The sequence below is a fragment of the Streptomyces sp. NBC_01235 genome (genome assembly GCF_035989285.1).
Taxonomy (GTDB): domain Bacteria; phylum Actinomycetota; class Actinomycetes; order Streptomycetales; family Streptomycetaceae; genus Streptomyces.
Genome location: NZ_CP108513.1, coordinates 4,498,044 through 4,524,363 on the forward strand (window position 1 = coordinate 4,498,044; position 26,320 = coordinate 4,524,363).

General features: G+C 69.3%; 27 protein-coding genes, 1 tRNA gene and 1 pseudogene. 13 read left to right on the forward strand and 16 right to left on the reverse strand.

Annotated elements, in window-relative coordinates; genetic code table 11:
• Window positions 1-223 precede the first annotated feature (223 nt).
• Together OG289_RS19805 and OG289_RS19810 are read left to right on the forward strand one after the other, a co-directional pair.
• Entirely contained in the window at window positions 224-2,644 is a 2,421-nt protein-coding gene (locus tag OG289_RS19805) for a transglycosylase domain-containing protein (protein WP_327315361.1), read from the forward strand.
• Between the two features lie 225 nt (window positions 2,645-2,869).
• Window positions 2,870-4,043, forward strand: a pseudogene (locus tag OG289_RS19810) (RNA-guided endonuclease InsQ/TnpB family protein).
• A gap of 34 nt (window positions 4,044-4,077) precedes the next feature.
• Here OG289_RS19810 and OG289_RS19815 read toward each other — a convergent pair.
• Window positions 4,078-4,434: a GroES family chaperonin gene (locus tag OG289_RS19815; protein WP_327315362.1), complete on the reverse strand. Its 357-nt coding sequence runs from the start codon at window positions 4,432-4,434 to the stop codon at window positions 4,078-4,080.
• 54 nt (window positions 4,435-4,488) lie between these two features.
• Window positions 4,489-4,818, reverse strand: coding sequence for a DUF3618 domain-containing protein (locus OG289_RS19820; protein ID WP_327315363.1), 330 nt, complete (start codon window positions 4,816-4,818; stop codon window positions 4,489-4,491).
• A gap of 94 nt (window positions 4,819-4,912) precedes the next feature.
• Between OG289_RS19820 and bcp the strand changes: the two genes are divergently transcribed.
• From bcp to OG289_RS19835, 3 genes are all read left to right on the forward strand, one after another.
• On the forward strand, window positions 4,913-5,380 hold the full coding sequence (gene bcp, locus OG289_RS19825; RefSeq protein WP_327315364.1) for a thioredoxin-dependent thiol peroxidase: 468 nt from the start codon (window positions 4,913-4,915) through the stop codon (window positions 5,378-5,380).
• A 139-nt stretch (window positions 5,381-5,519) separates the two neighbouring features.
• A complete protein-coding gene (locus OG289_RS19830) occupies window positions 5,520-6,119 on the forward strand; it encodes an HNH endonuclease (protein ID WP_327315365.1) in 600 nt (199 codons plus the stop codon).
• Window positions 6,084-6,166 (forward strand) — tRNA-Leu (locus OG289_RS19835). Before OG289_RS19830 ends, OG289_RS19835 begins: the two co-directional genes overlap by 36 nt.
• A gap of 65 nt (window positions 6,167-6,231) precedes the next feature.
• On the opposite strand, the gene rdgB is transcribed toward OG289_RS19835, so the two are convergent.
• From rdgB to OG289_RS19855, 4 genes are all read right to left on the reverse strand, one after another.
• Window positions 6,232-6,834, reverse strand: a complete 603-nt coding sequence (rdgB, locus tag OG289_RS19840) for an RdgB/HAM1 family non-canonical purine NTP pyrophosphatase (protein ID WP_327315366.1) — start codon at window positions 6,832-6,834, stop codon at window positions 6,232-6,234.
• Window positions 6,835-6,878: 44 nt separating this feature from the next.
• Window positions 6,879-7,295, reverse strand: coding sequence for a hypothetical protein (locus tag OG289_RS19845; protein WP_327315367.1), 417 nt, complete (start codon window positions 7,293-7,295; stop codon window positions 6,879-6,881).
• A gap of 144 nt (window positions 7,296-7,439) precedes the next feature.
• On the reverse strand, window positions 7,440-8,177 hold the full coding sequence (gene rph / locus OG289_RS19850; protein ID WP_327315368.1) for a ribonuclease PH: 738 nt from the start codon (window positions 8,175-8,177) through the stop codon (window positions 7,440-7,442).
• A gap of 78 nt (window positions 8,178-8,255) precedes the next feature.
• Complete coding sequence (locus tag OG289_RS19855; RefSeq protein ID WP_327315369.1) at window positions 8,256-8,489, reverse strand: PTS glucose/sucrose transporter subunit IIB; 234 nt, start codon at window positions 8,487-8,489, stop codon at window positions 8,256-8,258.
• Window positions 8,490-8,667: 178 nt separating this feature from the next.
• Between OG289_RS19855 and OG289_RS19860 the strand changes: the two genes are divergently transcribed.
• Both OG289_RS19860 and OG289_RS19865 read left to right on the forward strand, forming a co-directional pair.
• On the forward strand, window positions 8,668-9,969 hold the full coding sequence (locus OG289_RS19860; RefSeq protein WP_327315370.1) for a PTS transporter subunit EIIC: 1,302 nt from the start codon (window positions 8,668-8,670) through the stop codon (window positions 9,967-9,969).
• Between the two features lie 149 nt (window positions 9,970-10,118).
• On the forward strand, window positions 10,119-11,426 hold the full coding sequence (locus OG289_RS19865; RefSeq protein WP_327315372.1) for a PTS transporter subunit EIIC: 1,308 nt from the start codon (window positions 10,119-10,121) through the stop codon (window positions 11,424-11,426).
• Window positions 11,427-11,532: 106 nt separating this feature from the next.
• On the opposite strand, the gene OG289_RS19870 is transcribed toward OG289_RS19865, so the two are convergent.
• Window positions 11,533-12,285, reverse strand: a complete 753-nt coding sequence (locus OG289_RS19870; RefSeq protein WP_327315373.1) for an MBL fold metallo-hydrolase — start codon at window positions 12,283-12,285, stop codon at window positions 11,533-11,535.
• Between the two features lie 269 nt (window positions 12,286-12,554).
• Between OG289_RS19870 and OG289_RS19875 the strand changes: the two genes are divergently transcribed.
• The gene (locus OG289_RS19875; protein WP_327315374.1) at window positions 12,555-13,037 is read left to right on the forward strand and encodes a type II toxin-antitoxin system PemK/MazF family toxin; all 483 of its coding nucleotides are present in this window, start codon (window positions 12,555-12,557) and stop codon (window positions 13,035-13,037) included.
• Window positions 13,038-13,085: 48 nt separating this feature from the next.
• Here OG289_RS19875 and OG289_RS19880 read toward each other — a convergent pair whose 3' ends face one another.
• From OG289_RS19880 to OG289_RS19910, 7 genes are all read right to left on the reverse strand, one after another.
• Window positions 13,086-14,036, reverse strand: a complete 951-nt coding sequence (locus tag OG289_RS19880; RefSeq protein WP_327315375.1) for a PLP-dependent cysteine synthase family protein — start codon at window positions 14,034-14,036, stop codon at window positions 13,086-13,088.
• 15 nt (window positions 14,037-14,051) lie between these two features.
• The gene (locus tag OG289_RS19885) at window positions 14,052-14,330 is read right to left on the reverse strand and encodes a MoaD/ThiS family protein (RefSeq protein ID WP_057574449.1); all 279 of its coding nucleotides are present in this window, start codon (window positions 14,328-14,330) and stop codon (window positions 14,052-14,054) included.
• Between the two features lie 101 nt (window positions 14,331-14,431).
• Window positions 14,432-14,527 carry a putative leader peptide gene (locus OG289_RS19890; RefSeq protein WP_020132206.1) on the reverse strand — a complete coding sequence of 32 codons (96 nt, stop codon included), beginning with the start codon at window positions 14,525-14,527 and terminating at the stop codon, window positions 14,432-14,434.
• A 286-nt stretch (window positions 14,528-14,813) separates the two neighbouring features.
• Entirely contained in the window at window positions 14,814-15,869 is a 1,056-nt protein-coding gene (locus tag OG289_RS19895) for a LacI family DNA-binding transcriptional regulator (RefSeq protein WP_327315376.1), read from the reverse strand.
• A gap of 68 nt (window positions 15,870-15,937) precedes the next feature.
• Window positions 15,938-16,621 (reverse strand): DUF899 family protein, encoded by a 684-nt coding sequence (locus OG289_RS19900; protein ID WP_327315377.1) that lies wholly within the window; start codon window positions 16,619-16,621, stop codon window positions 15,938-15,940.
• Between the two features lie 56 nt (window positions 16,622-16,677).
• Window positions 16,678-17,262 carry a nicotinamidase gene (locus OG289_RS19905; protein ID WP_327315378.1) on the reverse strand — a complete coding sequence of 195 codons (585 nt, stop codon included), beginning with the start codon at window positions 17,260-17,262 and terminating at the stop codon, window positions 16,678-16,680.
• 126 nt (window positions 17,263-17,388) lie between these two features.
• Window positions 17,389-18,795: a nicotinate phosphoribosyltransferase gene (locus OG289_RS19910; RefSeq protein WP_442818920.1), complete on the reverse strand. Its 1,407-nt coding sequence runs from the start codon at window positions 18,793-18,795 to the stop codon at window positions 17,389-17,391.
• A 137-nt stretch (window positions 18,796-18,932) separates the two neighbouring features.
• Here OG289_RS19910 and clpS point away from each other — a divergent pair, with 137 nt between their 5' ends.
• From clpS to OG289_RS19930, 4 genes are all read left to right on the forward strand, one after another.
• The gene (gene clpS / locus OG289_RS19915; RefSeq protein WP_327320744.1) at window positions 18,933-19,250 is read left to right on the forward strand and encodes an ATP-dependent Clp protease adapter ClpS; all 318 of its coding nucleotides are present in this window, start codon (window positions 18,933-18,935) and stop codon (window positions 19,248-19,250) included.
• 11 nt (window positions 19,251-19,261) lie between these two features.
• The gene (locus OG289_RS19920; protein WP_327315380.1) at window positions 19,262-19,870 is read left to right on the forward strand and encodes a DUF2017 domain-containing protein; all 609 of its coding nucleotides are present in this window, start codon (window positions 19,262-19,264) and stop codon (window positions 19,868-19,870) included.
• 301 nt (window positions 19,871-20,171) lie between these two features.
• Window positions 20,172-21,596, forward strand: a complete 1,425-nt coding sequence (locus OG289_RS19925) for an amino acid permease (RefSeq protein WP_327315381.1) — start codon at window positions 20,172-20,174, stop codon at window positions 21,594-21,596.
• Between the two features lie 162 nt (window positions 21,597-21,758).
• On the forward strand, window positions 21,759-22,181 hold the full coding sequence (locus OG289_RS19930) for a M67 family metallopeptidase (RefSeq protein ID WP_327315382.1): 423 nt from the start codon (window positions 21,759-21,761) through the stop codon (window positions 22,179-22,181).
• Between the two features lie 512 nt (window positions 22,182-22,693).
• Here the strand turns inward: OG289_RS19930 and OG289_RS19935 are convergent.
• Together OG289_RS19935 and OG289_RS19940 are read right to left on the reverse strand one after the other, a co-directional pair.
• Window positions 22,694-23,047, reverse strand: a complete 354-nt coding sequence (locus OG289_RS19935; protein WP_327315384.1) for a hypothetical protein — start codon at window positions 23,045-23,047, stop codon at window positions 22,694-22,696.
• Window positions 23,048-23,204: 157 nt separating this feature from the next.
• A complete protein-coding gene (locus tag OG289_RS19940; protein WP_327315385.1) occupies window positions 23,205-25,553 on the reverse strand; it encodes an immune inhibitor A domain-containing protein in 2,349 nt (782 codons plus the stop codon).
• Window positions 25,554-25,930: 377 nt separating this feature from the next.
• On the opposite strand from OG289_RS19940, the gene OG289_RS19945 reads away from it, so the two are divergent.
• Window positions 25,931-26,260, forward strand: coding sequence for a hypothetical protein (locus OG289_RS19945; RefSeq protein WP_327315386.1), 330 nt, complete (start codon window positions 25,931-25,933; stop codon window positions 26,258-26,260).
• The last annotated feature ends 60 nt before the right edge of the window (window positions 26,261-26,320 follow it).

Sequence of the window (26,320 nt, forward strand, 5' to 3'; positions counted from 1 at the left end):
CCCCTTCGACACCGAAGCGCAGGAGCCTAGTGTTCCGGCCCGGTCGCGTGCCACGCGTTTTCCGGGCACGACGTGTGACGGAACGCGCGCCGATTGCCGGGAACGGAACGGTCGGTGCGAGAGTCTTCAGCAGGGGGCGCTCAACGCGTACGAGGCGTAAGAGACGTAAGAGGCGTTAAAGGCGTACGGGAACGTACGACGCGAAACAGGAGTCCTGCAACACATGAGTGACGAGCCGCAGCCGCAGCAGCCGACCCAGGGCTCACCAGGAAGGCCCGAGGCGGGTGACGGAGGAAGTGGCCCGGAAGGCGAGGAGGGCAAGAAGGTGAAACGACCCAGGCGCACCGGCTGGCGCCGCCTCCTGCCGACCTGGCGGATGGTGCTCGGCACGTTCGTCCTCGGCGTCCTGGTGATCGCCGGCCTGTTCTTCCTCGGCTACTCGATGGTCAAGATCCCGCCCGCCAACGCGCTCGCCACCAAGCAGTCCAACGTCTACCTCTACGCCGACGGCACCGAGATCGCCCGCGACGGCACCGTCAACCGCGAGAACGTCGACCTCGCCCAGATCTCCAAGGACGCCCAGCACGCCGTCCTCGCCGCCGAGGACCGCGACTTCTACACCGAGACGGCCATCGACCCCAAGGCGATGCTCCGGGCCGGCTGGAACACCGCCACCGGCAAGGGCAAGCAGTCCGGCTCCACGATCACCCAGCAGTACGTGAAGAACTACTACCTCGCGCAGGAACAGACCGTCACCCGCAAGGTGAAGGAGTTCTTCATCTCGATCAAGCTCGACCGCGAGACGTCCAAGGACGACATCCTCGAGGGCTACCTCAACACCAGCTACTTCGGCCGCAACGCCTACGGCATGCAGGCCGCCGCCAAGGCCTACTACGGCGTCGACGCGATCAAGCTCACCCCCGCCCAGGGGGCCTACCTCGCCGCGCTGGTCAACGCGCCCAGCGAGTACGACATCATCGCCCACCCCGAGAACAAGGCCGCCGCCCAGGCCCGCTGGAACTACGTCCTCGACGGCATGGTCACCAAGGGCTGGCTCAGCCAGGCCGCACGCACCGGCATGAAGTTCCCCCCGCCCAAGGAGACCTCCGGCGCCGACACCGGCATGTCCGGTCAGCGCGGCTACCTCGTCAACGCGATCAAGGACTACCTGAAGAACAACAAGATCGTCACCTCCGACGAGCTGGAGGCCGGCGGCTACCGCATCACCACCACCCTGGACAAGTCCAAGCAGGACGCCTTCGTCGACGCCGTCAACGACAAGCTCATGGACAAGCTCGACCCGAAGGAACGCAAGGTCGACTCCTACGTCCGCGCGGGCGGCGCCGCCGTCGAACCCAAGACCGGCAAGGTCCTCGCCCTGTACGGCGGCATCGACTACATCAAGCAGTACACCAACAACGCCACCCGCCGGGACTTCCAGGTCGGCTCCACCTTCAAGCCGTTCGTCTTCACCTCGGCCGTCGAGAACGACTCCACCACCCAGGACGGCCGCCAGATCACCCCGAACACGATCTACGACGGCACCAACAAACGCCCCATCCAGGGCTGGTCCGGCGCCGCCTACGCCCCGGAGAACGAGGACTACGTCAGCTACGGCAACATCGACGTGCGCACCGCCACCGACAAGTCGGTCAACTCCGTGTACGCGCAGATGGCCGTCGACGTCGGCCCCTCCAAGGTCAAGCAGACCGCGATCGACCTCGGCCTGCCGACCGGCACCCCCGACCTCCAGCCCTACCCCTCCATCGCCCTCGGCACGGCCAACGCCAGCGTCCTGGACATGGCGGAGGCGTACGCCACCCTCGCCAACCACGGCAAGCACGGCACGTACACCCTGATCGACAAGGTCACCAAGGACGGCTCCGACGTCATGGAGCTGCCCGAACACAAGTCCTCCCAGGTCGTCAGCCGCGAGGCCGCCGACACCACGACCTCGGTGCTGCGCAGCGTCGTACAGAACGGCACCGCCACCGCCGCCCAGGCCGCCGACCGCCCCGCCGCCGGCAAGACCGGCACCGCCGAGGAGGACCAGGCCGCCTGGTTCGCCGGCTACACCCCCGACCTCGCCACCGTCGTCGCCGTCATGGGCCAGGACCCGGAGACCGCCCACCACAAGTCCCTCAAGGGCGTCATGGGCCTGCCCCGCATCAACGGCGGCGGCGCGCCCACCGAGATCTGGGCCCAGTTCACCAAGAACGCCCTGAAGGGCACCCCCGCCTCGGACTTCAACCTCCAGATCCAGGAGGGCGGCGAGGAGTCCGCCTACCCGTCCACCCCGCCCTCACAGGACGACCCGACCGACGACGAGACCGACGGCACGACCGACGACACCCAGGGTCAGACGCAGGGCCAGAGCCAGACCCCGGGCCAGACGAACGGCGCCACGACGAACGGCGGCACGACCGGAGGCACGACGGGCGGCACGACGACGGGCGGAACGCCCACCACCGACGGCGGCACGACGAGCGGGACCACGGACGGCGGCACGACCGACGGCGGCACGGGCACGACGAGCGGGGGAACGACCGACGCCGGCACGACCACCGACGGCGCGACCGGAGACACCGGCACCTCGACAGGCACGACAACCGGCCCCCAGCTCACAGCCCCCGGCGCGGGCTGACCCGGACCCCGCACCCCAGTGGCCAGCGAAAAGGGCCGGTGGTCACCGGCCCTTCAGCCACTGCACGCACCGGCCGGTGATCCAAGGCGCCGACCGGTGATCTACCTCTGATCTTGGCCAGTGCTCCACCCTTCAGGGCGGGGGCAGTTCGGGCACCGCGCCCGGCTTGCGGTGTCGCCTGCCGAGGTGCTGAAGACGGACGACCAGGCGCACGCCGCCCGCACGATGTGGAACTGTCTGCACACGTGGTGGCAGATGATGCCGAAGGAGAAGCGGACTCTCGCGCACGCCGACGCCGCGATCCGACAGGCCCGTCGGGACATCGACTTCCTGGCAGCCCTCCCCGCCCAGGCCGCGCAAGCGGTGCTCAAGACGTACTTCCAGGCGTGGAAGAACTGCTGGGACGGGCGGGCGGACGCACCGACCTTCAAGGGCCGGTTCCGTACGGTGATGTCCGTGGGACATCCCGCAGGGCCGGGACCTGAACATCACCCGCGTACACCGACGCTGGGGCACGGTCAACATTCCCAAGGTGGGCCGGGTCCGGTTCCGGTGGACCAAGGACCTGCCGGTGGGCAAGCGCGCGGGCGCGGAGAACCGGATCACCGGGGCCCGGCTGGTCAAAGACACGCTCGGATGGCACATCGCCTTCCGCGTCCAGACCCTTGAGATCAAGCCGGAACCCCACACCGGCCCCGAAGTCGGCATCGACCTGGGCGTCACCGTGCCCATCGCCCTCTCCGACGGCGAGACCTACGGGCACGGCGAGTGGCTGACCGGCAAGGAGAAGGCCAGGCTCCTGCACCTGGAGCAGCGTGCCGCGCAGCGTAAGCGGCACCACGGGCCCGGCGAGCGCACCAGCCGCCGGCTGCACCGCACCTATGACCAGATCGCAGGACTGCGCGCGAACGCCAAGCGCCGGGCCCTGGACTGGCAGCATCAGACGACCATCGCCATCGCCCGCACGTACGGCACGGTCGTGGTCGAAGCACTCACCATCACGAACATGGTCAAGTCCGCCAAGGGAACGGTCGAAGAACCAGGGAAGAACGTTGCCCGGAAATCCGGGCTGAACCGCTCCATCAGCGGGGAGGCATGGGGCCGCACAGTCACCATGCTGGCGTACAAGACCGCTCAGCTCGGCGGCACCTTGGTCAAGGTCCCGGCCCCCGGCACCTCCCGGCGCTGTTCGGCGTGTGGCTTCACCACGCCCGGCAGCCGGGAGTCCCAGGCCGTGTTCGTGTGCAAGAACCCGGACTGCGGCTGGTCGGGCAACGCCGACCACAACGCAGCCCGCAACGTCTTGCACCTGTACCGGATGGGCCTCGCGCTCATCCCGGCTGCCGGGAGGGCAGTCGTCAGGCGCGCGAAGCGCGTCAAGCCCGCTGCCGCAAGGTAAGCAGGAATCTCCCGGCTTCAACCGGGAGAGCACTTCAAAGGTACAGGCCGGTGGTGTCCTCGGACCCCTCGAACCGGTCCGCCGCCACCGCGTGCAGATCCCGTTCCCGCATCAGCACGTACGCGACGCCGCGCACCTCGACCTCCGCGCGGTCCTCCGGGTCGTACAGCACCCGGTCCCCCGGCTCCACGGTCCGTACGTTCTGCCCCACCGCGACGACCTCCGCCCAGGCCAGCCGGCGACCGACGGCCGCGGTGGCGGGAATCAGAATGCCGCCACCCGAACGCCGCTCGCCCTCGCCGGCCTCCTGCCGCACGAGCACACGGTCGTGCAGCATCCGGATGGGCAGCTTGTCGTCCTGGGAACTGTGGTCGTTTCTGTTGGCGCTCACACCACTGAACCTACCTGCCCGGAGCGGATCCGTGAGCGAGTGGGGTGTCCGGTCTCAGCCCTTGCGGCGCCGGGTGCCGAGGGCCAGCAGCCCCACCACCCCGACGACCACGAGCGCCACGGGCACGACCCGCTCCAGCCGAGGCGCGCCCTCTCCGTCCACGAACTGCGCCTTCACCTCGCTCACGACCCGGTTGACCTGGACGTAGGCCTTCCCGAGGGTGTGATCGACGTTGGCGACGACCTTGGCCTTGGCGTCCCCGACGATGGTCTTCGGATGCACCCGCACCCCGATCTCGTCCAGCGTCTCAGCCAGCACCTCTCGGCGGGCCCTGATGTCCGCCTCGATCTGCGCCGGGGTTCTGGTGTCCGACGTCTCCGCCACGGTAAGGCCTCCGAAGTCAGCTGTGTCTTGTTCCGCACAGTCTGTCAGCTCTGCCCGCCGCCGCACTGCCAGGACCCCCGGTTACGCTGGCCCGATGAGCGAGCGACTCCAGCCCGGGGACGTGGCCCCCGCCTTCACCCTCCCCGACGCCGACGGCAACCAGGTGTCCCTGTCGGACCACAAGGGCCGCAAGGTCATCGTCTACTTCTATCCGGCCGCGCTTACCCCCGGCTGCACGAAGCAGGCCTGCGACTTCACCGACAACCTGGAACTGCTGACCGGCGCCGGGTACGACGTCATCGGCATCTCCCCGGACAGCCCCGAGAAGCTGGGCAAGTTCCGCGACAAGGAGTCCCTGAAGGTCACCCTCCTGGCCGACCCCGACAAGACCGCCCTCGACGCGTACGGCGCCTTCGGCGAGAAGAAGAACTACGGCAAGACGTACATGGGCGTCATCCGCTCCACGATCGTGGTCGACGAGGAGGGCAAGGTGGAACGCGCCCTGTACAACGTCCGGGCGACGGGGCACGTGGCGAAGATCATCAAGGACCTGGGCGTCTGAGGGTCCACCTCTTCCGGTAAGCGGCCCGTGTCGGGGTGACCCCGACACGGGCCGCTTTACGTTTCGGGCGTGACTGTCCGATAAGCGGTTCGTTACTCCGTACGAGGCCACGAACGGGTGGTCGGAGACGGAGGGGTGCATGGGCGTGCGAAGCGCATCCGAACGATCGGACGCACACAGCGGGGAAAGGCTCACGCCGGAGGTCGCCGAGGCGCGCAACCGGGCTGATCTGATGCGGCGGCTCGGTCTCAAGCCGAGTGGCGGCCAACGGCGGGTACTGCAGGAGCACGTAACACGTCACGGACTTGATACGGGCCACTTCGTCAAACGCAGCCCATGGCGTAAGTACCCCGACGCCGCCATCGCGGAAGCTGCCGCCTCTTCGTCCTCTCTGCGGGAAGTCGCCCTGAAGCTGGGCGCCAGGGCTCAACTCCACCGTGCACTGACCGAGATCGGAGCGCCCTACGCATGTGAGACCTGCGGCAACAAGGGCGAGTGGCTGGGGAAGGCGATCACTTTGCAGATCGACCACGTCAACGGGGAGTGGCGCGACAACCGTCGCGAGAATCTGCGACACCTGTGCCCCAACTGCCATGCACCGACAGAGACGTGGTGCCGACAGAAAGAGAGAGCGCCGCTCGCCGGACAGCTGTGGATCCCCGTACACTTGCGGGTGCCCGTCATGCTCGACGACGGGCGGCTAGCGGCCTTGGCGGAACGGCAGACGCCTCGCGTTTAGGGCGCGATGGGAGCAATCCCGTGAGGGTTCGAATCCCTCAGGCCGCACTCACCTTCACTTGCAAGGTCCGGCTTGCGACTTCCGCAAGCCGGACCTTGCTGGTGGGCACTCCTCAGCCCAGCAGCTCCCGCACCACTGGCACCAACGCCCGGAACGCCTTCCCCCGGTGGCTGATCGCGTTCTTCTCCGCCGCCGCCAGTTCCGCGCATGTGCGCGTCTCGCCCTCCGGCTGGAGGATCGGGTCGTAGCCGAAGCCGTTCGTGCCCGTCGGGGTGTGACGGAGGATGCCCCGCAGCCGACCCTCGACCACCCGTTCCCTGCCGTCCGGCAGGGCCAGGGCCGCCGCGCACGCGAAATGCGCGCCCCTGTGCTCGTCCGCGATGTCGGACAGCTGGGCCAGGAGGAGTTCCAGGTTGGCCTTGTCGTCGCCGTGGGTGCCCGCCCAGCGGGCGGAGAAGATGCCGGGGGCGCCGTTGAGGACGTCTACGCAGAGGCCGGAGTCGTCGGCGATCGCCGGTAGGCCCGTGGCCTGGGCCAGGGCGTGGGCCTTCAGGAGGGCGTTCTCGGCGAAGGTGACGCCGGTTTCCTTGACGTCGGGGATCTCGGGGTAGGCGTCCGCGCCGACGAGGTCGTGGGGCAGGCCTGCGTCGGCGAGGATCGCCTTGAGTTCGGTGATCTTTCCGGCGTTGCGGGTGGCGAGGATCAGGCGGGTCATGCCCCCAGTATCCCGACTCGGCATCCCGACTCCCGCGGGCGTCCCTACGGCGTGCAGACCTTCGTCAGTTCGCCCGCCGCGTCGGTGACCGGGCTGAGGTCGGGGGTGTTGTCGCCGTTCTTGACGGCCGTGCGGACGTTGCTGACGGCCTTCTGGAGGTCGTCGACGGCCTTGTTGACGTCGGCGTTGTCCGTCTTGTCGCCTATCTTGTCGAGGTTGTTCTCGATGGAGGTCAGCGACTCCTCCGTCTGCGTCGGGTCGTTCGCGGCGTTCTCGACGGCCTGCTGGAGGTCGGTGACGCTGTCGGCGATGGAGTCGGCGGTCTGGACGCAGTCCAGGGCCTTGTTGACCGCGTCGCAGCCGGTCGCGGTCAGTCCCACCGTGAGGGCGACGGCGGCCGTGGCGGTGGCGATGACGGTACGGCGACGCCGGTGCGGGCGTGGGCTCGCGGCCGTGGACATAACTGTGTTCCTCCCCTTGTCAGGCCCAGGAGGCCCCCGTTGACGACGGTGCGGCACAGTGCGGTGCGGTGCGCCGTGTATGGGACAAGACGCGGGGGTGGGCGGGCCGGTTGCTCGCGCCCGCCACCCCTCTTGGTGTGCCCTTTACTTTTCCAGGACCGTATCAAGTGCCGTGCGCTGGAGGACAGTGAGTTCCGCGCAGCCGGAAACGGCGAGGTCGAGAAGGGAGTTGAGTTCCTCGCGGGCGAACGGCTCGGCCTCCGCGGTGCCTTGGACCTCGACGAAGCGGCCGTCGCCGGTGCAGACGACGTTCATGTCGGTCTCGGCGCGTACGTCTTCCTCGTAGCAGAGGTCGAGGAGCGGGACGCCGCCGACGATGCCGACCGAGACCGCGCTGACGGTGCCGGTGAGCGGCTGGCGTCCGGCCTTGATCAGCTTCTTTCCCTGGGCCCAGGTGATCGCGTCCGCCAGCGCGACGTACGCGCCGGTGATGGCGGCCGTGCGGGTGCCGCCGTCGGCCTGGAGGACATCGCAGTCGAGGACGATGGTGTTCTCGCCGAGTGCCTTGTAGTCGATCACCGCGCGCAGGGAGCGGCCGATGAGGCGGGAGATCTCGTGGGTGCGGCCGCCGATCTTGCCGCGGACGGACTCGCGGTCGCCGCGGGTGTTGGTGGCGCGGGGCAGCATGGAGTACTCCGCGGTGACCCAGCCCTCGCCGCTGCCCTTGCGCCAGCGGGGGACGCCTTCGGTGACGGAGGCGGTGCAGAAGACCTTCGTGTCGCCGAAGGAGACGAGGACGGAGCCCTCGGCGTGCTTGCTCCAGCCGCGTTCGATGGTGACGGGGCGGAGCTGTTCGGGGGTGCGGCCGTCGATTCGAGACATGGCGCTGAGCCTAGCCGCAGCGGCGGAAGGGGCTCCTCCCGCGGTGGGGAAGAGCCCCTCAAGAGTGAGCGCGAGGGCTCACATCATGTCTTCGATCTCCGCGGCGATGGGGTCGGCGTCGGTGCCGATGACGACCTGGATGGCGGTGCCCATCTTGACGACGCCGTGCGCGCCGGCGGCCTTCAGGGCGGCTTCGTCGACCTTGCCCGCGTCGACGACCTCGGTGCGCAGCCGCGTGATGCAGCCCTCGATCTCTTCGATGTTGTCGAGGCCGCCGAGTCCGGCGACGATCTTCTCAGCCTTGGTGGCCATGTTCCGTCTCCCTGAATTCCCTGATGCGCGCCGCAATTCCCTGGTGAACCGCTTTGTCGCAGTAACCCACAGTTGGCCCAACTTCGCGAGCGATTGTTTCGTGTGTGTCTGAGGATGACGTCACACAACCCAATCGTCCGTAGCTGGTCTACACCACCTGACAGGCGGTCGCCAAACGATGAGTGCCGAGAGCGCCGGGACCGAGGTCAGCCCCGCACGTCGACGGTGGCAGGGCGCCTTCCAGGGGCTGCAGAAGATGGGGCGCAGTCTGCAGCTGCCGATCGCGGTGCTGCCGGCCGCGGGCATCCTCAACCGGCTCGGCCAGCCTGATGTGTTCGGGGACGACGGGCTGGGGTGGACGGACGTCTCGAAGGTGATGGCCGGTGCGGGCGGCGCGCTGCTCAACTCCGAGTTGGGGCTGCCGATGCTGTTCTGCGTGGGTGTGGCCATCGGGATGGCGAAGAAGGCGGACGGTTCGACGGCGCTGGCGGCGGTGGCGGGGTTCCTCGTCTACTACAACGTGCTGCGCCAGTTCCCGAAGGACTGTCCCGCCGGGTCGAAGGCCGTTCCCAACATCGGCTGCCTGGCGTCGGTCGACCAGACGGTGGTGGCGTTCACGTTCCAGAATCCGGGGGTGTTCGGCGGGATCGTGATGGGGTTGTTGTCGGCGTTCTTCTGGCAGCGCTATCACCGTACGAAGCTGGTGGACTGGCTGGGGTTCTTCAACGGGCGGCGGCTCGTGCCGATCATCATGTCGTTCGTGGCGATCGTGTTCGCCGCGTTGTGTCTGTGGATCTGGCCGCCGATCGGTGACGGTCTGGAGAGTTTCAGCGACTGGCTCGACGGGCTGGACGCGTGGGGTGCGGGCATCTTCGGTGTCGCGAACCGCGCGCTGCTGGTCATCGGCCTGCATCAGTTCCTGAACGTGCCCATCTGGTTCCAGTTCGGCAGTTACACGAAGCCGGACGGGACGGTGGTGCACGGTGACATCAACATGTTCCTGGCGGGCGACCCGGACGCGGGTCAGTTCACGTCCGGCTTCTTCCCGATCATGATGTTCGCGCTGCCGGCGGCCGCGCTCGCCATCACACACTGCGCGCGGCCGGAGCGTCGTAAGGAGATCGGCGGTCTGATGCTGTCGGTGGCGCTGACGTCGTTCGTCACGGGCATCACCGAGCCGATCGAGTACTCGTTCCTGTTCGTCGCGCCGGCGCTGTACGCGGTGCACGCGGTGCTGACGGGGGTGTCGATGGCGGTGACGTGGGGGCTCGGCGTGCACGACGGCTTCAGTTTCTCGGCCGGGCTCATCGACTACGTCATCAACTGGAACCTGGCGACGAAGCCGTGGGCGATGATCCCGATCGGTCTGTGTTTCGCCGCCGTGTACTACGTGATCTTCCGTTTCGCGATCACGAAGTTCGATCTGAGGACGCCGGGTCGGGAGCCGGAGGAGGAGCGGGAGGACGTCACGAAGGCATAGCCCCATGCATGGCTCATCGGCGTAGTTCGACGTAGCCCAGGGTAGTCCCACGATCACGGGAACCGTGGGTTCCTTATGCCACCTTCATCGTGCTACAACATGGTCTACACCACTGAGTGGTGTAGACCACCACCCGATGGAGGAAGTCTATGAGCACCGCCACCGCGCCCACGGCGGCCCCCACCAAGAAGTGGGGATCCGGTCTGTTCCAAGGCCTGCAGAAGGTCGGCCGCAGCCTGCAGCTCCCGATCGCCGTGTTGCCGGCGGCGGGACTTCTGATGCGTCTCGGCCAGCCCGACGTCCAGGCGAAGCTGCACCTCCCGGCCGATGTCGCGAAGGTCTTCGCCGGGGCCGGTGGCGTCCTGTTCGACGGCTCGTTCGGACTGCCGCTGCTCTTCTGCATAGGCGTGGCCATCGGCTTCGCGAAGAAGGCCGACGGCTCGACCGCGCTCGCCGCTGTGGTCAGCTTCCTCACCTACTACGCGGTGATCCACCAGTTCCCGATCAAGGACGGGCACGAGGGCGCCACCTACACGTCGGTCGCCCCCTTCGGCGGCTTCTGGCAGAAGGGCCAGGAGGCCGCGACGGCCGCGACCTTCCAGAACCCGGGCGTGCTCGGCGGCATCATCATCGGCCTGCTGACCGCCGTGCTGTGGCAGCGCTACCACCGCAAGCAGCTCGTGGACTGGCTGGGCTTCTTCAACGGCCGTCGGCTGGTGCCGATCATCACGTCCGTCGTGGGCGCGGCCCTCGGTGTCCTGGTCGTCCTCGGCTGGCAGCCCATCGGTGACGTCATCACGAACTTCGGCGAGTGGATGACCGGGCTCGGTTCCTTCGGTGCGGCGCTCTTCGGTCTGATCAACCGCGCGCTGATCCCGATCGGCATGCACCAGTTCGTGAACTCCGTGGCCTGGTTCCAGATCGGCGACTTCACCAACTCCGCCGGCACCGTCTTCCACGGCGACCTGCCGCGCTTCTTCGCGGGCGACCCGCACGCGGGTATGTTCATGACCGGATTCTTCCCGATCATGATGTTCGGTCTGCCGGCCGCCGCTCTTGCCATCGCGCACTCGGCCCGCCCCGAGCGCCGCAAGGCCGTGATGGGCATGATGATGTCGCTGGCGCTGACCTCGTTCATCACCGGTGTCACCGAGCCGATCGAGTTCTCGTTCATGTTCATCGCCCCGGTTCTGTTCGCGATCCACGCGGTACTCACCGCACTGTCGATGGCCGTGACGTGGGCGCTGGGCATGCACATGGGCTTCGGCTTCTCGGCCGGTCTGACCGACGTGTTGATCAACTGGGGCATCTCCACCAAGCCCTGGCTGCTGATCCCGGTCGGCCTTGCCTTCGGCGCGATCTACTACTTCGTCTTCCGCTTCGCCATCACGAAGTTCAACCTCCCCACCCCGGGCCGTGAGCCCGAGGAGGAGGTCGAGGACCTCACCAAGGCGTAGGCGCCGGTCCGCAGCCGACAGCCGATACGCACACGAAAGCCCCCGGAGCCCTGAACCGCTCCGGGGGCCTTTCGTATGGCATGGCCTGGATCTGGACTGGATCTGACTAGATCTCGTACGTCACCCGCGGCGCCGCCAGTTCCACCGGACCGTCGAACACCGCGCGGGCGTCCGCCAGGTTGATCTGGGGGTCGGTCCACGGCGGGATGTGGGTCAGCACCAGCTTGCGCGCGCCCGCCCTGCTCGCCGTCTCGCCGGCCTCGCGGCCGTTGAGGTGCAGGTCGGGGATGTTCTCCTTGCCGTGGGTGAAGGCGGCCTCGCACAGGAACAGGTCGGTGTCGCGGGCGAGTTCCTCCAGCGCCGGGCTGATGCCGCTGTCGCCGGAGTAGGTCAGCGACCTGCCGCCGTGTTCGACGCGGATGCCGTAGGCCTCCACCGGGTGCGCCACGCGTTCCGTGTGCACGGTGAACGGGCCGATGTCGAAGGTGGACGGCTTGACCGTGTGGAAGTCGAAGACCTCGCTCATGGAGGAGGCCGACGGGGTGTCGGCGTAGGCCGTGGTCAGGCGGTGCTCCGTGCCCTCCGGGCCGTAGACCGGAATCGGGTCGCAACGCCCCCCGTCGTGCCGGTAGTAGCGCGCGACGAAGTACGCGCACATGTCGATGCAGTGGTCTGCGTGCAGATGACTCAGGAAGATCGCGTCGAGGTCGTAGAGACCGCAGTGGCGCTGCAATTCGCCCAGGGCGCCGTTGCCCATGTCGAGAAGCAGCCGGAAGCCGTCGGCCTCGACGAGGTAGCTCGAGCAGGCCGATTCCGCGGACGGGAACGACCCCGAGCAGCCGACGACGGTGAGCTTCATGAAACAGAAACCTCCGCTGGCAAGAAACCCAGAGGTACCGAGAAGTACCGGGAAGGATCCGGGGGACGGGTCGGGAACGAATGATCGTCAAATGGGGCGACAGAGGTCGTGCGGTCCGTCGAGCGTAAGGCGCAAAACCCCGGGTCGCTCCTCCGCCAGGGGCCGTTGTGGGCGAACTCACCTGTGGTGTCACCGGTTCGGCTGGACCCGCGGCATGTGAGGCGGACGAAGGGCGCGCGGTGGTGGTCGCGCGCCGGTAACGTCGTCGTATGGACACGTCCTGGTGGCTCGCGCTCGCGGCGGTGGTACTGCTGGCGCTGGTCGCCACGCTCGTGGACGGCTGGGGGCGGGGGCGCAGGCCGCAGGGGCGCAGGACTCGCCCGCCGGGCCGGTCGTCGGAGCGGGCGACGGGCCGGCCGTCTCGCGGTCACGGCCTCGCCGGGCATCCGCAGCCGGCGGAGATCTGGTGGGCCGACGTGCCGTTCGAGGACGGTCCGGGGGCGAAGGACCGGCCGTGTCTGGTGCTGATGGTGCGCGGTGACCGGGTGACCGTCGCGAAGATCACCAGCAGGTACCACGACGAGCGGGCCGGGGTGATCCCGCTGCCGCCGGGCGCCGTGGGCGACGCGCAGGGGCGGCCGAGTTTCCTGGAGACGGACGAGCTGCGCCAGGTCCCGGTGCGGGACTTCCGGCGCCGGGTGGGTGTGGTGGACCCGGTCCTGTGGGACCAGGTCCGTCACCTGGCTACCTGAGGCCGCGGCCGAAGCGGCAGCAGCAACCGCCGCGGTGAAGCCGCGGCCCTACGCCCAGAGCTGGCCTTGCAGGGTCTCGATCGCTTCCTCCGTCGTGGCCGCCGTGTAGACGCCCGTCGACAGGTACTTCCAGCCGCCGTCCGCCACGACGAACGCGATGTCGGCGCTCTCCCCCGCCTTGACGGCCTTCTTGCCGACGCCGATCGCGGCGTGCAGGGCCGCACCGGTGGAGACGCCCGCGAAGATGCCCTCCTGCTGGAGGAGTTCCCGGGTGCGGGTGACGGCGTCCGCCGAGCCGACCGAGAAGCGGGTGGTGAGGACGGAGGCGTCGTACAGCTCGGGCACGAACCCCTCGTCGAGGTTGCGCAGGCCGTACACCAGGTCGTCGTAGCGCGGTTCGGCGGCGACGATCTTCACGTCCGGCTTGTGCTCGCGCAGGTACCGGCCGACGCCCATGAGGGTGCCGGTCGTGCCGAGGCCGGCCACGAAGTGAGTGATCGAGGGGAGGTCGGCGAGGATCTCCGGGCCGGTCGTCGCGTAGTGGGCGCCGGCGTTGTCGGGGTTGCCGTACTGGTAGAGCATCACCCAGTCGGGGTGCTCGGCGGCGAGTTCCTTGGCGACGCGGACGGCGGTGTTGGAGCCGCCCGCCGCCGGGGAGGGGATGATCTCGGCGCCCCACATGCCGAGCAGGTCCCGGCGTTCCTGCGAGGTGTTCTCGGGCATCACGCAGACCATGCGGTAGCCCTTGAGCTTGGCCGCCATGGCGAGGGAGATGCCGGTGTTGCCGGAGGTCGGCTCCAGGATGGTGCAGCCGGGGGTGAGGCGGCCGTCCTTCTCCGCCTGTTCGACCATGTACAGGGCGGGGCGGTCCTTGACCGAGCCGGTGGGGTTGCGGTCCTCCAGCTTCGCCCAGATGCGGACGTCGGCGGACGGCGAGAGCCGCGGCAGGCGCACCAGAGGGGTGTTGCCCACCGCGGCCAGCGGGGAGTCGTAACGCATGGCCGGTCTGCCGGCCTAGGCCATGCCGCCGGCCACGGCCGGCAGGATCGTCACGGTGTCGCCGTCGGTCAGCTTGGTGTCGATGCCGTCGACGAAGCGGACGTCCTCGTCGTTCAGGTACACGTTGACGAAGCGGCGCAGCTTGCCGTCGTCCACGATGCGGGCGTGGATGCCCGCATGCCGGGTCTCGAGGTCGGTGAACAGGTCGGCGAGGGTCTCACCGCTGCCCTCCACCGCCTTCTGACCGTCGGTGTACTGGCGGAGGATGGTCGGGATGCGGACCTCGATGGCCATGGCTCAGGGCTCCTGTCGGGAGGAAGGTGCGATGCGGGCAGCGCGGGAGAACGTGCGTGTGAGAGCCGCGGCTCACGGCCGTGCGGCGGCAGGGACCTGCGTCAACAGATGGCGCTGGCGAGCCTGCACAGGTCGACGTGCAGCCGCGCCACGAGCAGTGCGCCCGGCGTCTTCTCGCTCACGTCGTTCAAAACCATGGGCTCATCGTATCGATTCCCGGTCCGCGCTCTGGAGTGTGATCCCACATGGTGGACGCAACCGGGCCGGGGAGTGAGACCGGCACTCCGATGCCCAGGTGACGGCCCGGACTACGGCCCAGGCGGAGGCTCCGGCGACGGCCCAGGCGGAGGCTCCGGCGACGGCCCAGGCGGAGGCTCCGGCGACGGCTCCGGCTACGGCTACGGCTACGGCTACGGCTACGGCTACGGCTACGGCTACGGCTACCGCTACCGCTACCGCTACCGCTACCGCTACGGCTACGGCTCAGGCGGAGGCCCTTCGGACCAGCCGGGTCGGGACGACCACGGAGGAGACGTCCGATGTCCCCTCCCGCGAACCGTCCGGTGCGCCGTCCCGCATGAGCAGCTGTGCCATCAGCCGGCCCATCCCCGTCACGTCCTGGTGGACGGTGGTCAGGGGCGGGTCGGTCGACTCGGCGATGGAGGCGAGGTCGTCGAAGCCGACGACGGCCACGTCGTCCGGGACCCGGCGGCCGCGCTCGCGCAGCGTCTGGAGGGCGCCCGACGCCATGAAGTCGGAGGCGACGAAGACGGCGTCCAGGTCGGGGCAGCGGTCCAGCAGCGCGGCCATGGCGTCGGCGCCGCCCTGCCGGGTGTAGTCGGCCTTCTCGACGAGATGGGCCGGGGCGTCGAGCAGGACGTCCCGGTAGCCGGCGAGGCGGTCGGCGGCGGAGTTCTCCTGGTCGTAGGGCCCGGCGATGGTGGCGATGCGTGTGCGTCCGAGCGAGACCAGATGCTGGACGGCCTGCCGGGCGCCGCCGCGGTTGTCGCCGTCGACGTAGGCGTGGCCGTGCACGGTGTCGCCGTCGCGCAGGAGGGGGCGGCCGCCGAAGACGGCGGGCAGGCCGAGGCGGTCGATCATCTCCGGCAGTCGGTCGCCGGGGCGCAGGGAGAACAGCAGTGCGCCGTCGACATGGCCGCCGCCCAGGTAGTCGGCCACGCGCGCGTAGTCGTCCGGTTCGTCGAGGAACAGCAGGACGGCCTGGGCGCCGTGCCGGGCGAGTTCGCGGCGGATGCCGCGCAGGAGGCAGTCGAAGAACGGGTCGAGGAAGAGCCGGTCGGTGGGCTGGGCTGCGACGACCGCGACCGCGCCGGTGCGGTGGGTGACGAGCTGGCGGGCGGCCTGGTTGGGGACGTATCCGAGGTCGGAGACGACCTGGCGGACCCGGTCGACGACCTCCGCCCGCACCCGGGCCTCCCCGTTGATCACCCGGGACACGGTCGACTTCGACACTCCCGACTGCCGGGCGACGTCCTCGAGCGTGGGGCGCCGAACCTTCGAGCGTTGCGTCAACACCATCTCCGTGGGGGCGAGTTGTGCGTGCACACCTTGCGGAAACGGTAACGCGGGTCGGCAGTCGAGGCAGGTCAGTATTCGAGGGACGGGTACCAGTCGCCCCGGCCGTTCGGCGTCAGGTCGAGGAGGTGCCAGACGGGGGCCAGGAGGTCGATGCCGCGCTCGCCGATGTCGTCGGCCATGCGGGGGTGGGCGCAGTAGCGGTGGCGGACGGTGCCGTCGGCGTCGCGGGTGAGCACGGAGACGGTGGAGTCCTGGGCGCCGTCCTCGTCCTCGCTGCCCAGGTCGTACTTGAACGTGCTCTCGCCGCAGCTCAGCAGGCGTAGCCGGTGCCAGCCCCGGTTGCGGGCGTGGCGGCGCAGGGCGGGCGGGTCGGCGGCGGCCGCGACGACGAGGTCGGCGTTGCGGGCGACGTGGTGGGCGACGCCGTTGAAGCCGTCGAGCCACAGGGTGCACATCGGGCACGGGTCGCTCTGCGCCTTGCCGTACATGAGGTGGTAGACGATCAGCGGGCGGTCGGGGGCGGTGAACAGCCCGCCGAGAGTGACCTCGCGGAGCGGGGTGTCGCCGGCGTCGAGGTCGGCGGGGCCCTCGACGAAGGTGTAGTCGTCGAGGGGCGGGCCCGGCGGGAGCGCCCGGCGCAGGGCCGCGACCTTCTCACGGTGGCGCATGAGGTCGATCTCGGCCAGGCGCAGCTCTTCGCGGGCGGCGAGGTGGTCCGCCGATTCCCCGGCCAGTCGGGTCTGCCGCACCATCGCGTCCTCCAGGGGTGGCTGTCCCCCCTCGGTACCCCGTCGAGTCCAGGTCGGGGTCAGACGACCGGCTTGCCGGAGAGTTCGACGCCGGCCTCGCGCAGTTCCTCCAGGGCTCTGTCGGTGGTCTCCTTGGCCACGCCCGCCGTGAGGTCCAGCAGGACCTGGGTGCGGAAGCCCTCGCGGGCCGCGTCCAGGGCGGTGGCGCGTACGCAGTGGTCGGTGGCGATGCCGACGACGTCCACCTCGTCGATCTGGCGGGCGCGCAGCCAGTCGCCCAGCTTGACGCCGTTCTCGTCGGTGCCCTCGAAGCCGCTGTAGGCGGCCGCGTAGGCGCCCTTGCTGAAGACGGCGTCGATGGCACCGGAGGCGACGGCCGGGGCGAAGTTGGGGTGGAAGCCGACGCCCTCGGTCCCGGCGACGCAGTGCGCGGGCCAGGAGTGGACGTAGTCGGGGTTGTCCGCGAAGTGGCCGCCGGGGGCGATGTGGTGGTCGCGGGTGGCCACCACGTGCCGGTATCCGGCGGGGGCCTGCCCGATCAGCTCGGTGATCGAGGCGGCCACGTCGGCGCCGCCGGACACCGCGAGGCTGCCCCCCTCGCAGAAGTCGTTCTGCACGTCTACGACGATCAAGGCGCGGCGCATGGGCGGTGTCCTTCGATGGGGGTCCCCCGGCTCTTTCGAGCCTGGGGAAGGGTGAAGTGATTGAGCCTAGAGACTTTGTCGGCGGTGCGGGAGTGGGCGTTGCCCGGCGTGCGCCGGGCACACGCCTCAGTTAGCCGAGTTACCCGGGCGGCCCTGTACATACTCCGTGGGAATGACGGGTTCGCCGCGGGACAGCTGGATCGCGGAGAGCGGGAGGCGGCCGCGGGCCGCCGCGTGGCGGTCGCGGACGACGTCCAGGGGCTCGCGGGCGACGACCTCACCGCCCTTGACCAGCTCGACGAGCAACTGGTGGTCGGCGAGTTCGGCGGGGACGGCGCCGGTGCCGACGACCTCGGCCTCCGCGACGCCGTACGCGTCGGGTCGGCGTGCCGCCCACTTGCGTCCGCCGACGGAGGTCTTGCCGCCGGTCGACTTCTTGGCCACCGGTACCAGCGGGGCCTTGGGGTCGGCGGACTCGGCGCGGGCGACCAGCTTGTAGACCATGGCGCAGGTCGGGTGCCCGGAGCCGGTCACCAGCTGGGTGCCGACGCCGTAGGCGTCCACGGGGGCTGCGGCCAGTGAGGCGATGGCGTACTCGTCGAGGTCGGAGGTGACGATGATGCGGGTGTCGGTCGCACCGAGCTCGTCGAGCTGCTGGCGCACCCGGTGGGCGACGAGGAGCAGGTCGCCGGAGTCGATGCGGACCGCGCCGAGCTCGGGGCCTGCCACCTCCACCGCCGTGCGGACGGCCTCGGCGACGTCGTACGTGTCCACCAGCAGGGTGGTGCCCCGGCCGAGGGAGTCGACCTGGGCCCGGAAGGCGTCCCGCTCGTGGTCGTGGAGCAGGGTGAAGGCGTGGGCGCTGGTGCCCACGGTGGGGATGCCGTAGCGGAAGCCGGCGGCGAGGTCGGAGGTGGTGGTGAAGCCGCCGACGTAGGCGGCGCGGGAGGCGGCGACCGCGGCCAGTTCGTGGGTGCGGCGGGCGCCCATCTCGATGAGGGGGCGCTCGCCCGCGGCGGAGGACATGCGGGAGGCGGCGGCCGCGATCGCGGAGTCGTGGTTGAGTATCGAGAGGATCACGGTCTCCAGGAGCACGCACTCGGCGAAGGAGCCCTCGACCCGTATGACGGGCGAGCCCGGGAAGTAGACCTCGCCCTCTGGGTAGCCCCAGATGTCACCCGAGAAGCGGTATCCGGCGAGCCAGTCCAGGGTCTCCTCGTCGACGATGCCGCGCTCGCGCAGGAAGCCGAGGACGCCGGCGTCGAAGCGGAAGTTCTCGACGGCGTCCAGGACCCGCCCGGTGCCCGCGACGACGCCGTAGCGCCTGCCGTCCGGCAGTCGCCGGGTGAAGACCTCGAACACGCTGCGCCGTTCGGCCGTGCCCGCTTTCAGGGCGGCCTGGAGCATCGTCAGCTCGTACTGGTCCGTGAACAGCGCTGTCGAGGGAACACCCACTCGTCGCCCACCACCACCCCTCTGAGGAAGCGCTTCGCGCCCTTCTTCTTCTGGCAGCCCAAAGTCCGCTACGTCCACCAAACTCTCCTAGTCATGACTGTCCGGGTGGCCCAGCGTCGGCCGGGGGTCCGGGGGTTGTCCCCCGGTGTGTGCAGCACGGCAACGCATGCTACTCCCTTTTCGTCGGTGTGACGATTTCCGGTATGCGTGGCAGCATGGGCCTTGTGACGTCACCCGCTCCCCTTGAGATCGAACGCACCGAGTCGGCGGAGGAGGTCTTCGCCGTACCCGAGCCGGACGTCCCGTGGGTCACGATCGTCCACAACGACCCGGTCAACCTCATGAGCTATGTGACGTACGTCTTCCAGACGTACTTCGGCTACTCCAAGGACAAGGCCACCAAGCTCATGCTCGACGTCCACCACAAGGGCCGGGCGGTCGTCTCCAGCGGCTCTCGCGAGGAGATGGAACGCGACGTGCAGGCCATGCACGGCTACGGCCTGTGGGCCACCCTCCAGCAGGACCGGAAGTAGCCTCCCCTCATATGCCTGGACAATTCGAACCGCTCCCCGGCGGCGGCGCGGCCGTCGCACTCGACGACGTCGAGATCTCCATCATCCGGTCGCTGGCCGTGCAGCTCCTGGAGCTCATCGGCCCCGGCCCCGCCGAGGACGCCCCCGACGATCCACTCGCGGAGCTCTTCGCCGAGGGGCCGAGCGAGCCTCCCGCCGACCCGGTGCTGCGCCGGCTCTTCCCGGACGCCTACACCGACCCCGAGGGCGCCCCGGGGCCGCAGCGGGCCGACGAGCAGAAGGCGTACTCCGCCGAGTTCCGCCGCTACACCGAGAACGACCTGCGGGCCGGCAAGCGCGAGAACGCCCTCGCGGTGGTCCGCTCGCTGGACGCGCTGGCCTCCGAGGCGGCCGGCGAGGGCGGGGCGGTGCTGAAGCTGACGCCGCAGGAGTCCCAGCAGTGGCTGCGCGCGCTGAACGATCTGCGGCTCGCGATCGGCTCCCGGCTGGAGATCGCCGACGAGGAGGACACCGATCTCCTCTACCGGCTGCCGGACGAGGACCCGCGCAAGCCGATGGTGATGGCGTACCTGTGGCTGGGCGGGCTCCAGGAGACCCTCGTGACGACTCTTATGCCGTAATCCTTTCCACCCCGGTCATCCCGACTTGTGATGATTTCGTGTTCGCTCAGCGGGCGCTCAAATCCGGATAACGATCACGTCACCCCCGCGGCCGGTTATGCCGTCCCGGGGTGCGTTTTGTCCGCTTCTTCCTGTGGTGTGCGCCACATGTCCCGCCGGTGATCAGTGTTGCGAGCGTGATAAATCTTCACGATCGCCCGGCGGACGCCACCCATGTCCCGCCGGGTGCGCCGTATGGCCGACGGACCGTCGGCCGGGCAGCTCCAGTACACGGGGGGATTCGGAGAAAGGCGCACCACACATGACCTCCGCTCAGGTCGACACGGAGAAGACCCCCGAAGAGGGGTACGAGCGCGGACTCGGCAGCCGTCAGGTCCAGATGATCGCGATCGGCGGCGCCATCGGCGTCGGCCTCTTCCTGGGAGCCGGCGCGAACATCGCCAAGGCCGGTCCCAGCCTCATCCTGATGTACGCCCTCGCGGGCGCGATCGTCTTCTTCATCATGCGAGCGCTCGGCGAGCTGCTCCTGTACCGCCCGGTCTCGGGCTCGTTCGCGGAGTACTCCCGCGAGTTCCTCGGCCCGTTCTTCGGCTACTTCACCGGCTGGACGTACTGGCTGATGTGGGTCGTCACCGGCATGGCCGAGCTGACGGCCGCCGCGATCTACGTCAACTACTGGTTCCCCGCCATCCCCCAGTGGGTGACGGCCCTGGTGTTCCTGGTGATCCTCTTCTCCGTCAACCTGATCTCCGTGAAGCTCTTCGGCGAGCTGGAGTTCTGGTTCTCGATGGTGAAGGTCACCGCGCTCGTCGGCATGATCGTGATCGGCCTGGGCGTGCTCACCTTCGGCTTCAGCAGCGCCGGTGACACGGCCGCCGTCTCCAACCTCTGGGAGTTCGACGGCTTCTTCCCCAAGGGCATCGGCTCGTCCCTGATGACGCTCCAGGGCGTGATGTTCGCGTACCTCGCGGTCGAGCTGGTCGGTGTCACGGCGGGCGAGTCGGAGAACCCCGAGAAGACGCTCCCCAAGGCCATCAACACGCTGCCCTGGCGCATCGCCCTGTTCTACGTCGGCGCGCTCACCGTCATCCTCTGCGTCGTGAAGTGGACCGAGTTCGCGCCGGGTGTCTCGCCGTTCGTCGAGGCGTTCGCGAAGATCGGCATCCCGGCGGGCGCCGGCATCGTCAACTTCGTCGTGCTGACCGCGGCCCTGTCCTCCTGCAACTCGGGCATGTACTCCACGGGCCGCATGCTGCGGAACCTGGCCGACAGCGGCGAGGCCCCGGCGGCGTTCCGGAAGCTGTCCTCGACGAAGACCCCGGCCTTCGGCATCACGGTCTCGGTCCTCTTCATGGGCATCGGCGTGGTCCTGAACTACGTCGTCCCCGAGAAGGCCTTCGGCTACGTCACCTCCGTCGCCACCGCGGCCGGCATCTGGACCTGGCTGATGATCCTGATCAGCCACGTCCTCTACCGCCGCGCGGTCGTCGCGGGCCGGCTGCCCGCGTCCAGCTTCCCGGCCCCCGGCGGCTCGGCGTTCAGCTGGGTGGCGATCGTGTTCCTGCTCTTCGTCACCGGCCTGATCGCGTACGACGCCGACTCCCGCGTCTGCCTGTACGTGATGGCGGGCTGGGCTGCCGCCCTCGGCATCGGCTGGGTGATCCTGAAGAACGTCAACCCGCAGGTCACCGACCGCCGCGAGCCGGAGCTCGAGAAGGTCGGCTGACCGACCGGCCGCCCCCGGGACGTCCGGCCGCAACCGCTCAGGACGTCCGCGATGTGGGCCGTTCCGTACCAGCCATCGGTACGGAACGGCCCACCCGTCGCCCGCCACCCTGCCTGACGCGCTTCGCGCGGCCCCTTTTCCTCTTTGCATATCCTGGCCAGCATGCTGACCATCACCCAGGCCCTCGTCGACCAGATCGTCGCGCACGCGCGCAAGGACCACCCGGACGAGGCGTGCGGCGTCGTCGCGGGCCCGGAGGGCTCGGACCGCCCCGAGCGCTTCATCCCGATGCTGAACGCGGCCATGTCCCCCACGTTCTACGAGTTCGACTCCGGTGACCTGCTCAAGCTCTACCGCGAGATGGACGACCGCGACGAGGAGCCGGTGGTCATCTACCACTCCCACACCGCGACCGAGGCCTACCCCTCCCGCACCGACATCTCCTACGCCAACGAGCCCGGCGCGCACTACGTCCTGGTCTCCACGGCGGACACCGACGCCCTCGGCGATTTCCAGTTCCGCTCGTTCCGCATCGTGGACGGCGTGATCACCGAGGAGGACGTCCGGGTGGTGGAGGCGTACTGAGGCGTGCAGGGGCTCGCCGACTTCACGGCGCCGTCCGGGCCGAGCCCGACGGGGGGGCGACGCCCCGGAACTTCGCGTTCGTCTCCACCGCCTACGGCGTCGGCCTGAAGGTGATCAAAGGTGATCAAGCGGGCCGGGCTGTCCGGCGGGCTGTCGATCCTGCCGGGCGTCGTGCTCTCGTTCGTGGTCGGGGCCGTCGCCGCCGCCTTCGGCTGCACGGACGCCGAATCGCCGGCGGCTGCCTGCTCGGCCCATCGCCGCCGCACGTGGGGCTGCGGGCGATCGTCGGCGGGTGAGACGGGCGGCGCCCGCGTCACCCGCCCGCCGGAGCAGGACGACGGTCGGGGGAGAACGACGGTCGGACGAGGACGACGGTCGGACCGCCTCCGGGGCCGGCCGGTCCTCACCGTGACGGATCGGGCTCTCCGCAGTCGAGGGACGGCGTCGGGTCCGGGGTGCCGGCGGCTGTGGGCAGCGACGGCACCCGACCCCGCCCCGGCACCCTGCCCCGCCTACGCCGCCGCCCCCCGCAGCAGCGCCCGGATGGGGCGCCACAGCTCAGGGACGGCCACGACGTCGCGGGGGACGCCGTTGTCGGGGGCCGTGCGCCATATGAGGCCGTCGGGGTGGTGGAGGACGGCCGTGACCTCGTCGGGGGTGGGCGGTGCGGCGTTGCCGCGGAGGTAGACGGCTCGCAGACCCAGGTTGCGGAGTCTGGTCAGGGCTCGGGCGCGGTTCTGGGCGTGGACGAGGACCCGGACGTCCGTGGAGGGGCCTGGGAGGCCCTCGCGGGCGGCGGGGCTGGGCAGGTTCAGCGCCACCACCACCATGCCGTTGGGCAGCTTGCAGAAGCCTCCTGCGGCCATGCGGTCACACCCCCGTGCGAGTCGGTATCGAGGTCGGCGTCGGCGCCGGCGTCCGTGTCGGTGTCAATAAGCGAAGCACAGGAGGCACCTAAACACGATCGGCGGCAACCCGCCAGGGGGTTGCCGCCGATACGCGTCTGACCTGCGAAAACATCGACTACTTCGTCGACGGGCCAATCTTCACCTTGATCGTCGAGCCGTTCAGGGGCTCACCGACGATCTTGATCGAGGTGTTGGTGTCAGTGATCTTGACGCCCGCGAGCGGGGTGGACGCGTCGTAGTACGTCGACTTGCCGTCGTCGAAGACCGGGACGCCCGGGTGAGACTTGATCTTGGTCGCGACGTCCGCCCTGTGGAGGGTGAGCGCGTCCGTCGGGTACCAGCTGAAGGGGGAGTCGAAGCTCTGGATGCGGCTGTTCATCACCGTGCCGTCGGACCACTTCAGGGGGGTCGGGTGGGAGTCGACCGGGAGGATGAGACCCTCGCCCGGGTGGACGCTGGTGTTGTCGTCCGCCTGGGAGGTGTCCCACTTCCAGATCAGCAGGCCGTTCTGGTACGGGTAGTGCTCGACCCAGTCCGGACGCGTCGTCGAGAAGCCGAAGTTGTACGGGCCGACCTTGAGGGTCTTGTCGTACGACACGTACTGGCGGTTCTCGGCGATGTAGTACTGCGCGTAGTCGTCCGTGATGGACGCACCGATGCGCGAGAAGCCGGTCGCCGCCCAAGCGGCGTCCGCCGCCTCCGCGTTGTCGGAGAAGAGCGTGGCGCCGTCCGCCGTCAGCGTGATCTCGTCGGCCGCGAAGCCCTTCTGGGCCACGCCGCCGTCGGTGGCGTAGCGGAAGCGCAGGCTGATCTGCTTGCCCGCGTAGGCGTCCAGCGGGAACGTCAGCTTCTGGTAGGCGGCGACCGTGCCGGTGAGGGCGGGCTTGCCGCTGCCGTCACGCGGGATGGCCGTGCCGTCGGCCAGAGTGCCGTCGATCGGCGTCCAGTTGGCGCCGTCGGTGGAGACCTCGGTGTACAGGTAGTCGTAGTCCTGCTCGATGTCCCACCAGCCGTCCAGGGACAGCGAGGCGGAGGTCTTGCCGGTCAGGTCGACCGTGCGGGTCAGGGTGTTCTTCAGGTCGTTGCCGCTGCCGCTCCACCACTGCGTGGCGCCCTCGGCCGGGGCGACCACCTCGGTGGTGACCTTCTTCTCCGGCAGTTGGACCACGAGGGCCTGGGCGTTCTTGGTGTTGTACTCCGCGACGCCGAGCGTGTGGGTGGACTTCACGCCCGCCTGGGCCACGTCGTAGTCCAGCCAGCCCAGCTGCAGCTTGTCCCAGGCGTTCATGTCGCCGGGGAGGTTGCCGATGGCCTCCTTGCCGGTGCCGAGCCAGGAACCGGAGGACATCAGGGTCCAGAAGCCGGTGGAGTTCTCGCCGCCGCCGGAGGTGTCGTACTCGTCGGGCAGGCCGAGGTCGTGGCCGTACTCGTGGGCGTAGACGCCGAGGCCGCCGTTCTCCGGCTGGATGGTGTAGTCGCCGACCCAGATGCCGGTGTCGCCGACCTGGGCGCCGCCGAGCTTGTTGGTGTCCGGGCCGGTGGAGCCGGCGTCGGTGCCGAAGGCGTACCAGCGGTGGGCCCAGATGGCGTCCTCGCCCTGCGCGCCGCCGCCCGCGGACTCGTCCTCGCCGGCGTGCACGATCTGGAAGTGGTCGATGTAGCCGTCGGGCTCGTTGAAGTCGCCGTCGCCGTCGTAGTCGTAGCGGTCCCACTGGTCGAACTCGGCCAGCTCCGCCTTGATCTCGGCGGCCGTGTCACCGGCGGCCTCGCGCTCGGCGACCCAGGCGTTGACGCCGTCCTGGACCGCGTACCAGGCGCCGGTGGAGGCCTTGTTGGAGCCGTAACGGGCCTCGTTGTAGGGGACCTTGACCCAGTCGGTCACCTCGCCCTCGACCGAGTAGCGGCCCGAGGACTGCTTCTCGTAGTACTTCTTCAGCGACTCGGTGTTCTTGCCGGTGCCGAAGTACAGGTCCTGGAAGTGCGCCTGGTTGTAGTCCGCCTGCCAGGCCGTGGAGTTGTCCTTGGCGCGGTCGGGCGCGGCTATCTGGTTGTGCAGCGGGCCGACGGTGCCGCCGTAGCGGGAGTCGACCTGGTCGCCGAACTCGACGAGGATCGTGAAGATCTTGTCGGTCTTCTCGCGGCCGAGCTCGACGTACTTGCTGTCGCCCTTGCGGCTCTTGAGCTGGACGACCTTCGAGCCGTCGCGGTCCTTCACCGACGCCTCGCCGGATATGACCTGCCGGAGGGCCTCCTCGCGCTGGGCCTCCTGCGTCTTGCTGAGCGGGCCGTCGAAGTCGTGCTCCTTGGCCTTGGCGGGCTGCGGGTCCCGCCGGTCCGCCGCCGGGGCCTTCGCCGAGCCGTTCTCGGCGGCCTGCGCCACGGCGAACGTCGCGAACGTCGCCGAGGCCGCCGCGAGGGCGACGACCGTCGCGGCCGTCCGGTACGTCCAGGATCTACTGGTCACTTGATGTCCTCCCACGCACGCGCCCGTTCGCGCGGAAAGGGGGGATCCCTGTCAAGGAAGGTCCGCGCGCTGTTATACGCGTGTAGTCAAGTGACGCCATTTGACTACTGGTTTACGAGAAAAGACAGACCTTGACTTGGACAGGTCAACTGCATTATTGGGAGCGGCTGTTCGCAATACGGACACGTGACGGCAACGTGACGACGCCCGTGATGAGGCCCGACGGGCGCGCGGGACAGTCCACTTGATGGACGCCATGACTCCGTGCGCCCCCTGTGCACCGGCACCGTGGGTTAGGTCACGCTTACTGTCCGGCCCACTCGGGCATGCAGGCGAATAGAGTCGAGACCGCCCCCGCTTCCGAGGACACGATTGCCATGCCTCGTCCGACTGTCGCACAGCTCACGTACGGTTCCTGCACCGTCATCTTCTCGACACTCGCCATGCTGCTGCTGTCACAGACGAGTTCGGGCCCCGGGATCGCCGTCATCGTCGTCGCCGCGGTCGCGCTCGGCGTGCTCGTCGCCATGACGGTGCCGACGCCGAAGCCGTCGCGGGCCCCCGTGGCCCGCTCCGCGGCGGGCAAGTCCGCGAGCCGGCCCGCACCCGTTCCCGTTCCCCGTCCTGTGCACGCGCCCGTGAACGCCCCCGTACCGGCCTCGGTCGCCTCGGCGCCCGAGCCCGTCCGCGAGCCCACAGCGCCCTGAAACGCAGCGGCACGACGGAGGGCCCGCGCCATGAGACGTGGGCCCTCCGTCGTGGGAGGA

Bases quoted from the DNA above. Each gene is read 5' to 3' on its own strand.
- OG289_RS19805 (WP_327315361.1), top strand. From the start codon at position 224: ATGAGTGACGAGCCGCAGCCGCAGCAGCCGACCCAGGGCTCACCAGGA.
- bcp (WP_327315364.1), top strand. From the start codon at position 4,913: ATGAGCGAGCGACTCCAGCCCGGGGACGTGGCCCCCGCCTTCACCCTC.
- OG289_RS19830 (WP_327315365.1), top strand. From the start codon at position 5,520: ATGGGCGTGCGAAGCGCATCCGAACGATCGGACGCACACAGCGGGGAA.
- rdgB (WP_327315366.1), bottom strand. From the start codon at position 6,834: ATGACCCGCCTGATCCTCGCCACCCGCAACGCCGGAAAGATCACCGAA.
- OG289_RS19845 (WP_327315367.1), bottom strand. From the start codon at position 7,295: ATGTCCACGGCCGCGAGCCCACGCCCGCACCGGCGTCGCCGTACCGTC.
- rph (WP_327315368.1), bottom strand. From the start codon at position 8,177: ATGTCTCGAATCGACGGCCGCACCCCCGAACAGCTCCGCCCCGTCACC.
- OG289_RS19855 (WP_327315369.1), bottom strand. From the start codon at position 8,489: ATGGCCACCAAGGCTGAGAAGATCGTCGCCGGACTCGGCGGCCTCGAC.
- OG289_RS19860 (WP_327315370.1), top strand. From the start codon at position 8,668: ATGAGTGCCGAGAGCGCCGGGACCGAGGTCAGCCCCGCACGTCGACGG.
- OG289_RS19865 (WP_327315372.1), top strand. From the start codon at position 10,119: ATGAGCACCGCCACCGCGCCCACGGCGGCCCCCACCAAGAAGTGGGGA.
- OG289_RS19870 (WP_327315373.1), bottom strand. From the start codon at position 12,285: ATGAAGCTCACCGTCGTCGGCTGCTCGGGGTCGTTCCCGTCCGCGGAA.
- OG289_RS19875 (WP_327315374.1), top strand. From the start codon at position 12,555: ATGGACACGTCCTGGTGGCTCGCGCTCGCGGCGGTGGTACTGCTGGCG.
- OG289_RS19880 (WP_327315375.1), bottom strand. From the start codon at position 14,036: ATGCGTTACGACTCCCCGCTGGCCGCGGTGGGCAACACCCCTCTGGTG.
- OG289_RS19885 (WP_057574449.1), bottom strand. From the start codon at position 14,330: ATGGCCATCGAGGTCCGCATCCCGACCATCCTCCGCCAGTACACCGAC.
- OG289_RS19890 (WP_020132206.1), bottom strand. From the start codon at position 14,527: ATGGTTTTGAACGACGTGAGCGAGAAGACGCCGGGCGCACTGCTCGTG.
- OG289_RS19895 (WP_327315376.1), bottom strand. From the start codon at position 15,869: ATGGTGTTGACGCAACGCTCGAAGGTTCGGCGCCCCACGCTCGAGGAC.
- OG289_RS19900 (WP_327315377.1), bottom strand. From the start codon at position 16,621: ATGGTGCGGCAGACCCGACTGGCCGGGGAATCGGCGGACCACCTCGCC.
- OG289_RS19905 (WP_327315378.1), bottom strand. From the start codon at position 17,262: ATGCGCCGCGCCTTGATCGTCGTAGACGTGCAGAACGACTTCTGCGAG.
- clpS (WP_327320744.1), top strand. From the start codon at position 18,933: ATGGGCCTTGTGACGTCACCCGCTCCCCTTGAGATCGAACGCACCGAG.
- OG289_RS19920 (WP_327315380.1), top strand. From the start codon at position 19,262: ATGCCTGGACAATTCGAACCGCTCCCCGGCGGCGGCGCGGCCGTCGCA.
- OG289_RS19925 (WP_327315381.1), top strand. From the start codon at position 20,172: ATGACCTCCGCTCAGGTCGACACGGAGAAGACCCCCGAAGAGGGGTAC.
- OG289_RS19930 (WP_327315382.1), top strand. From the start codon at position 21,759: ATGCTGACCATCACCCAGGCCCTCGTCGACCAGATCGTCGCGCACGCG.
- OG289_RS19935 (WP_327315384.1), bottom strand. From the start codon at position 23,047: ATGGCCGCAGGAGGCTTCTGCAAGCTGCCCAACGGCATGGTGGTGGTG.
- OG289_RS19945 (WP_327315386.1), top strand. From the start codon at position 25,931: ATGCCTCGTCCGACTGTCGCACAGCTCACGTACGGTTCCTGCACCGTC.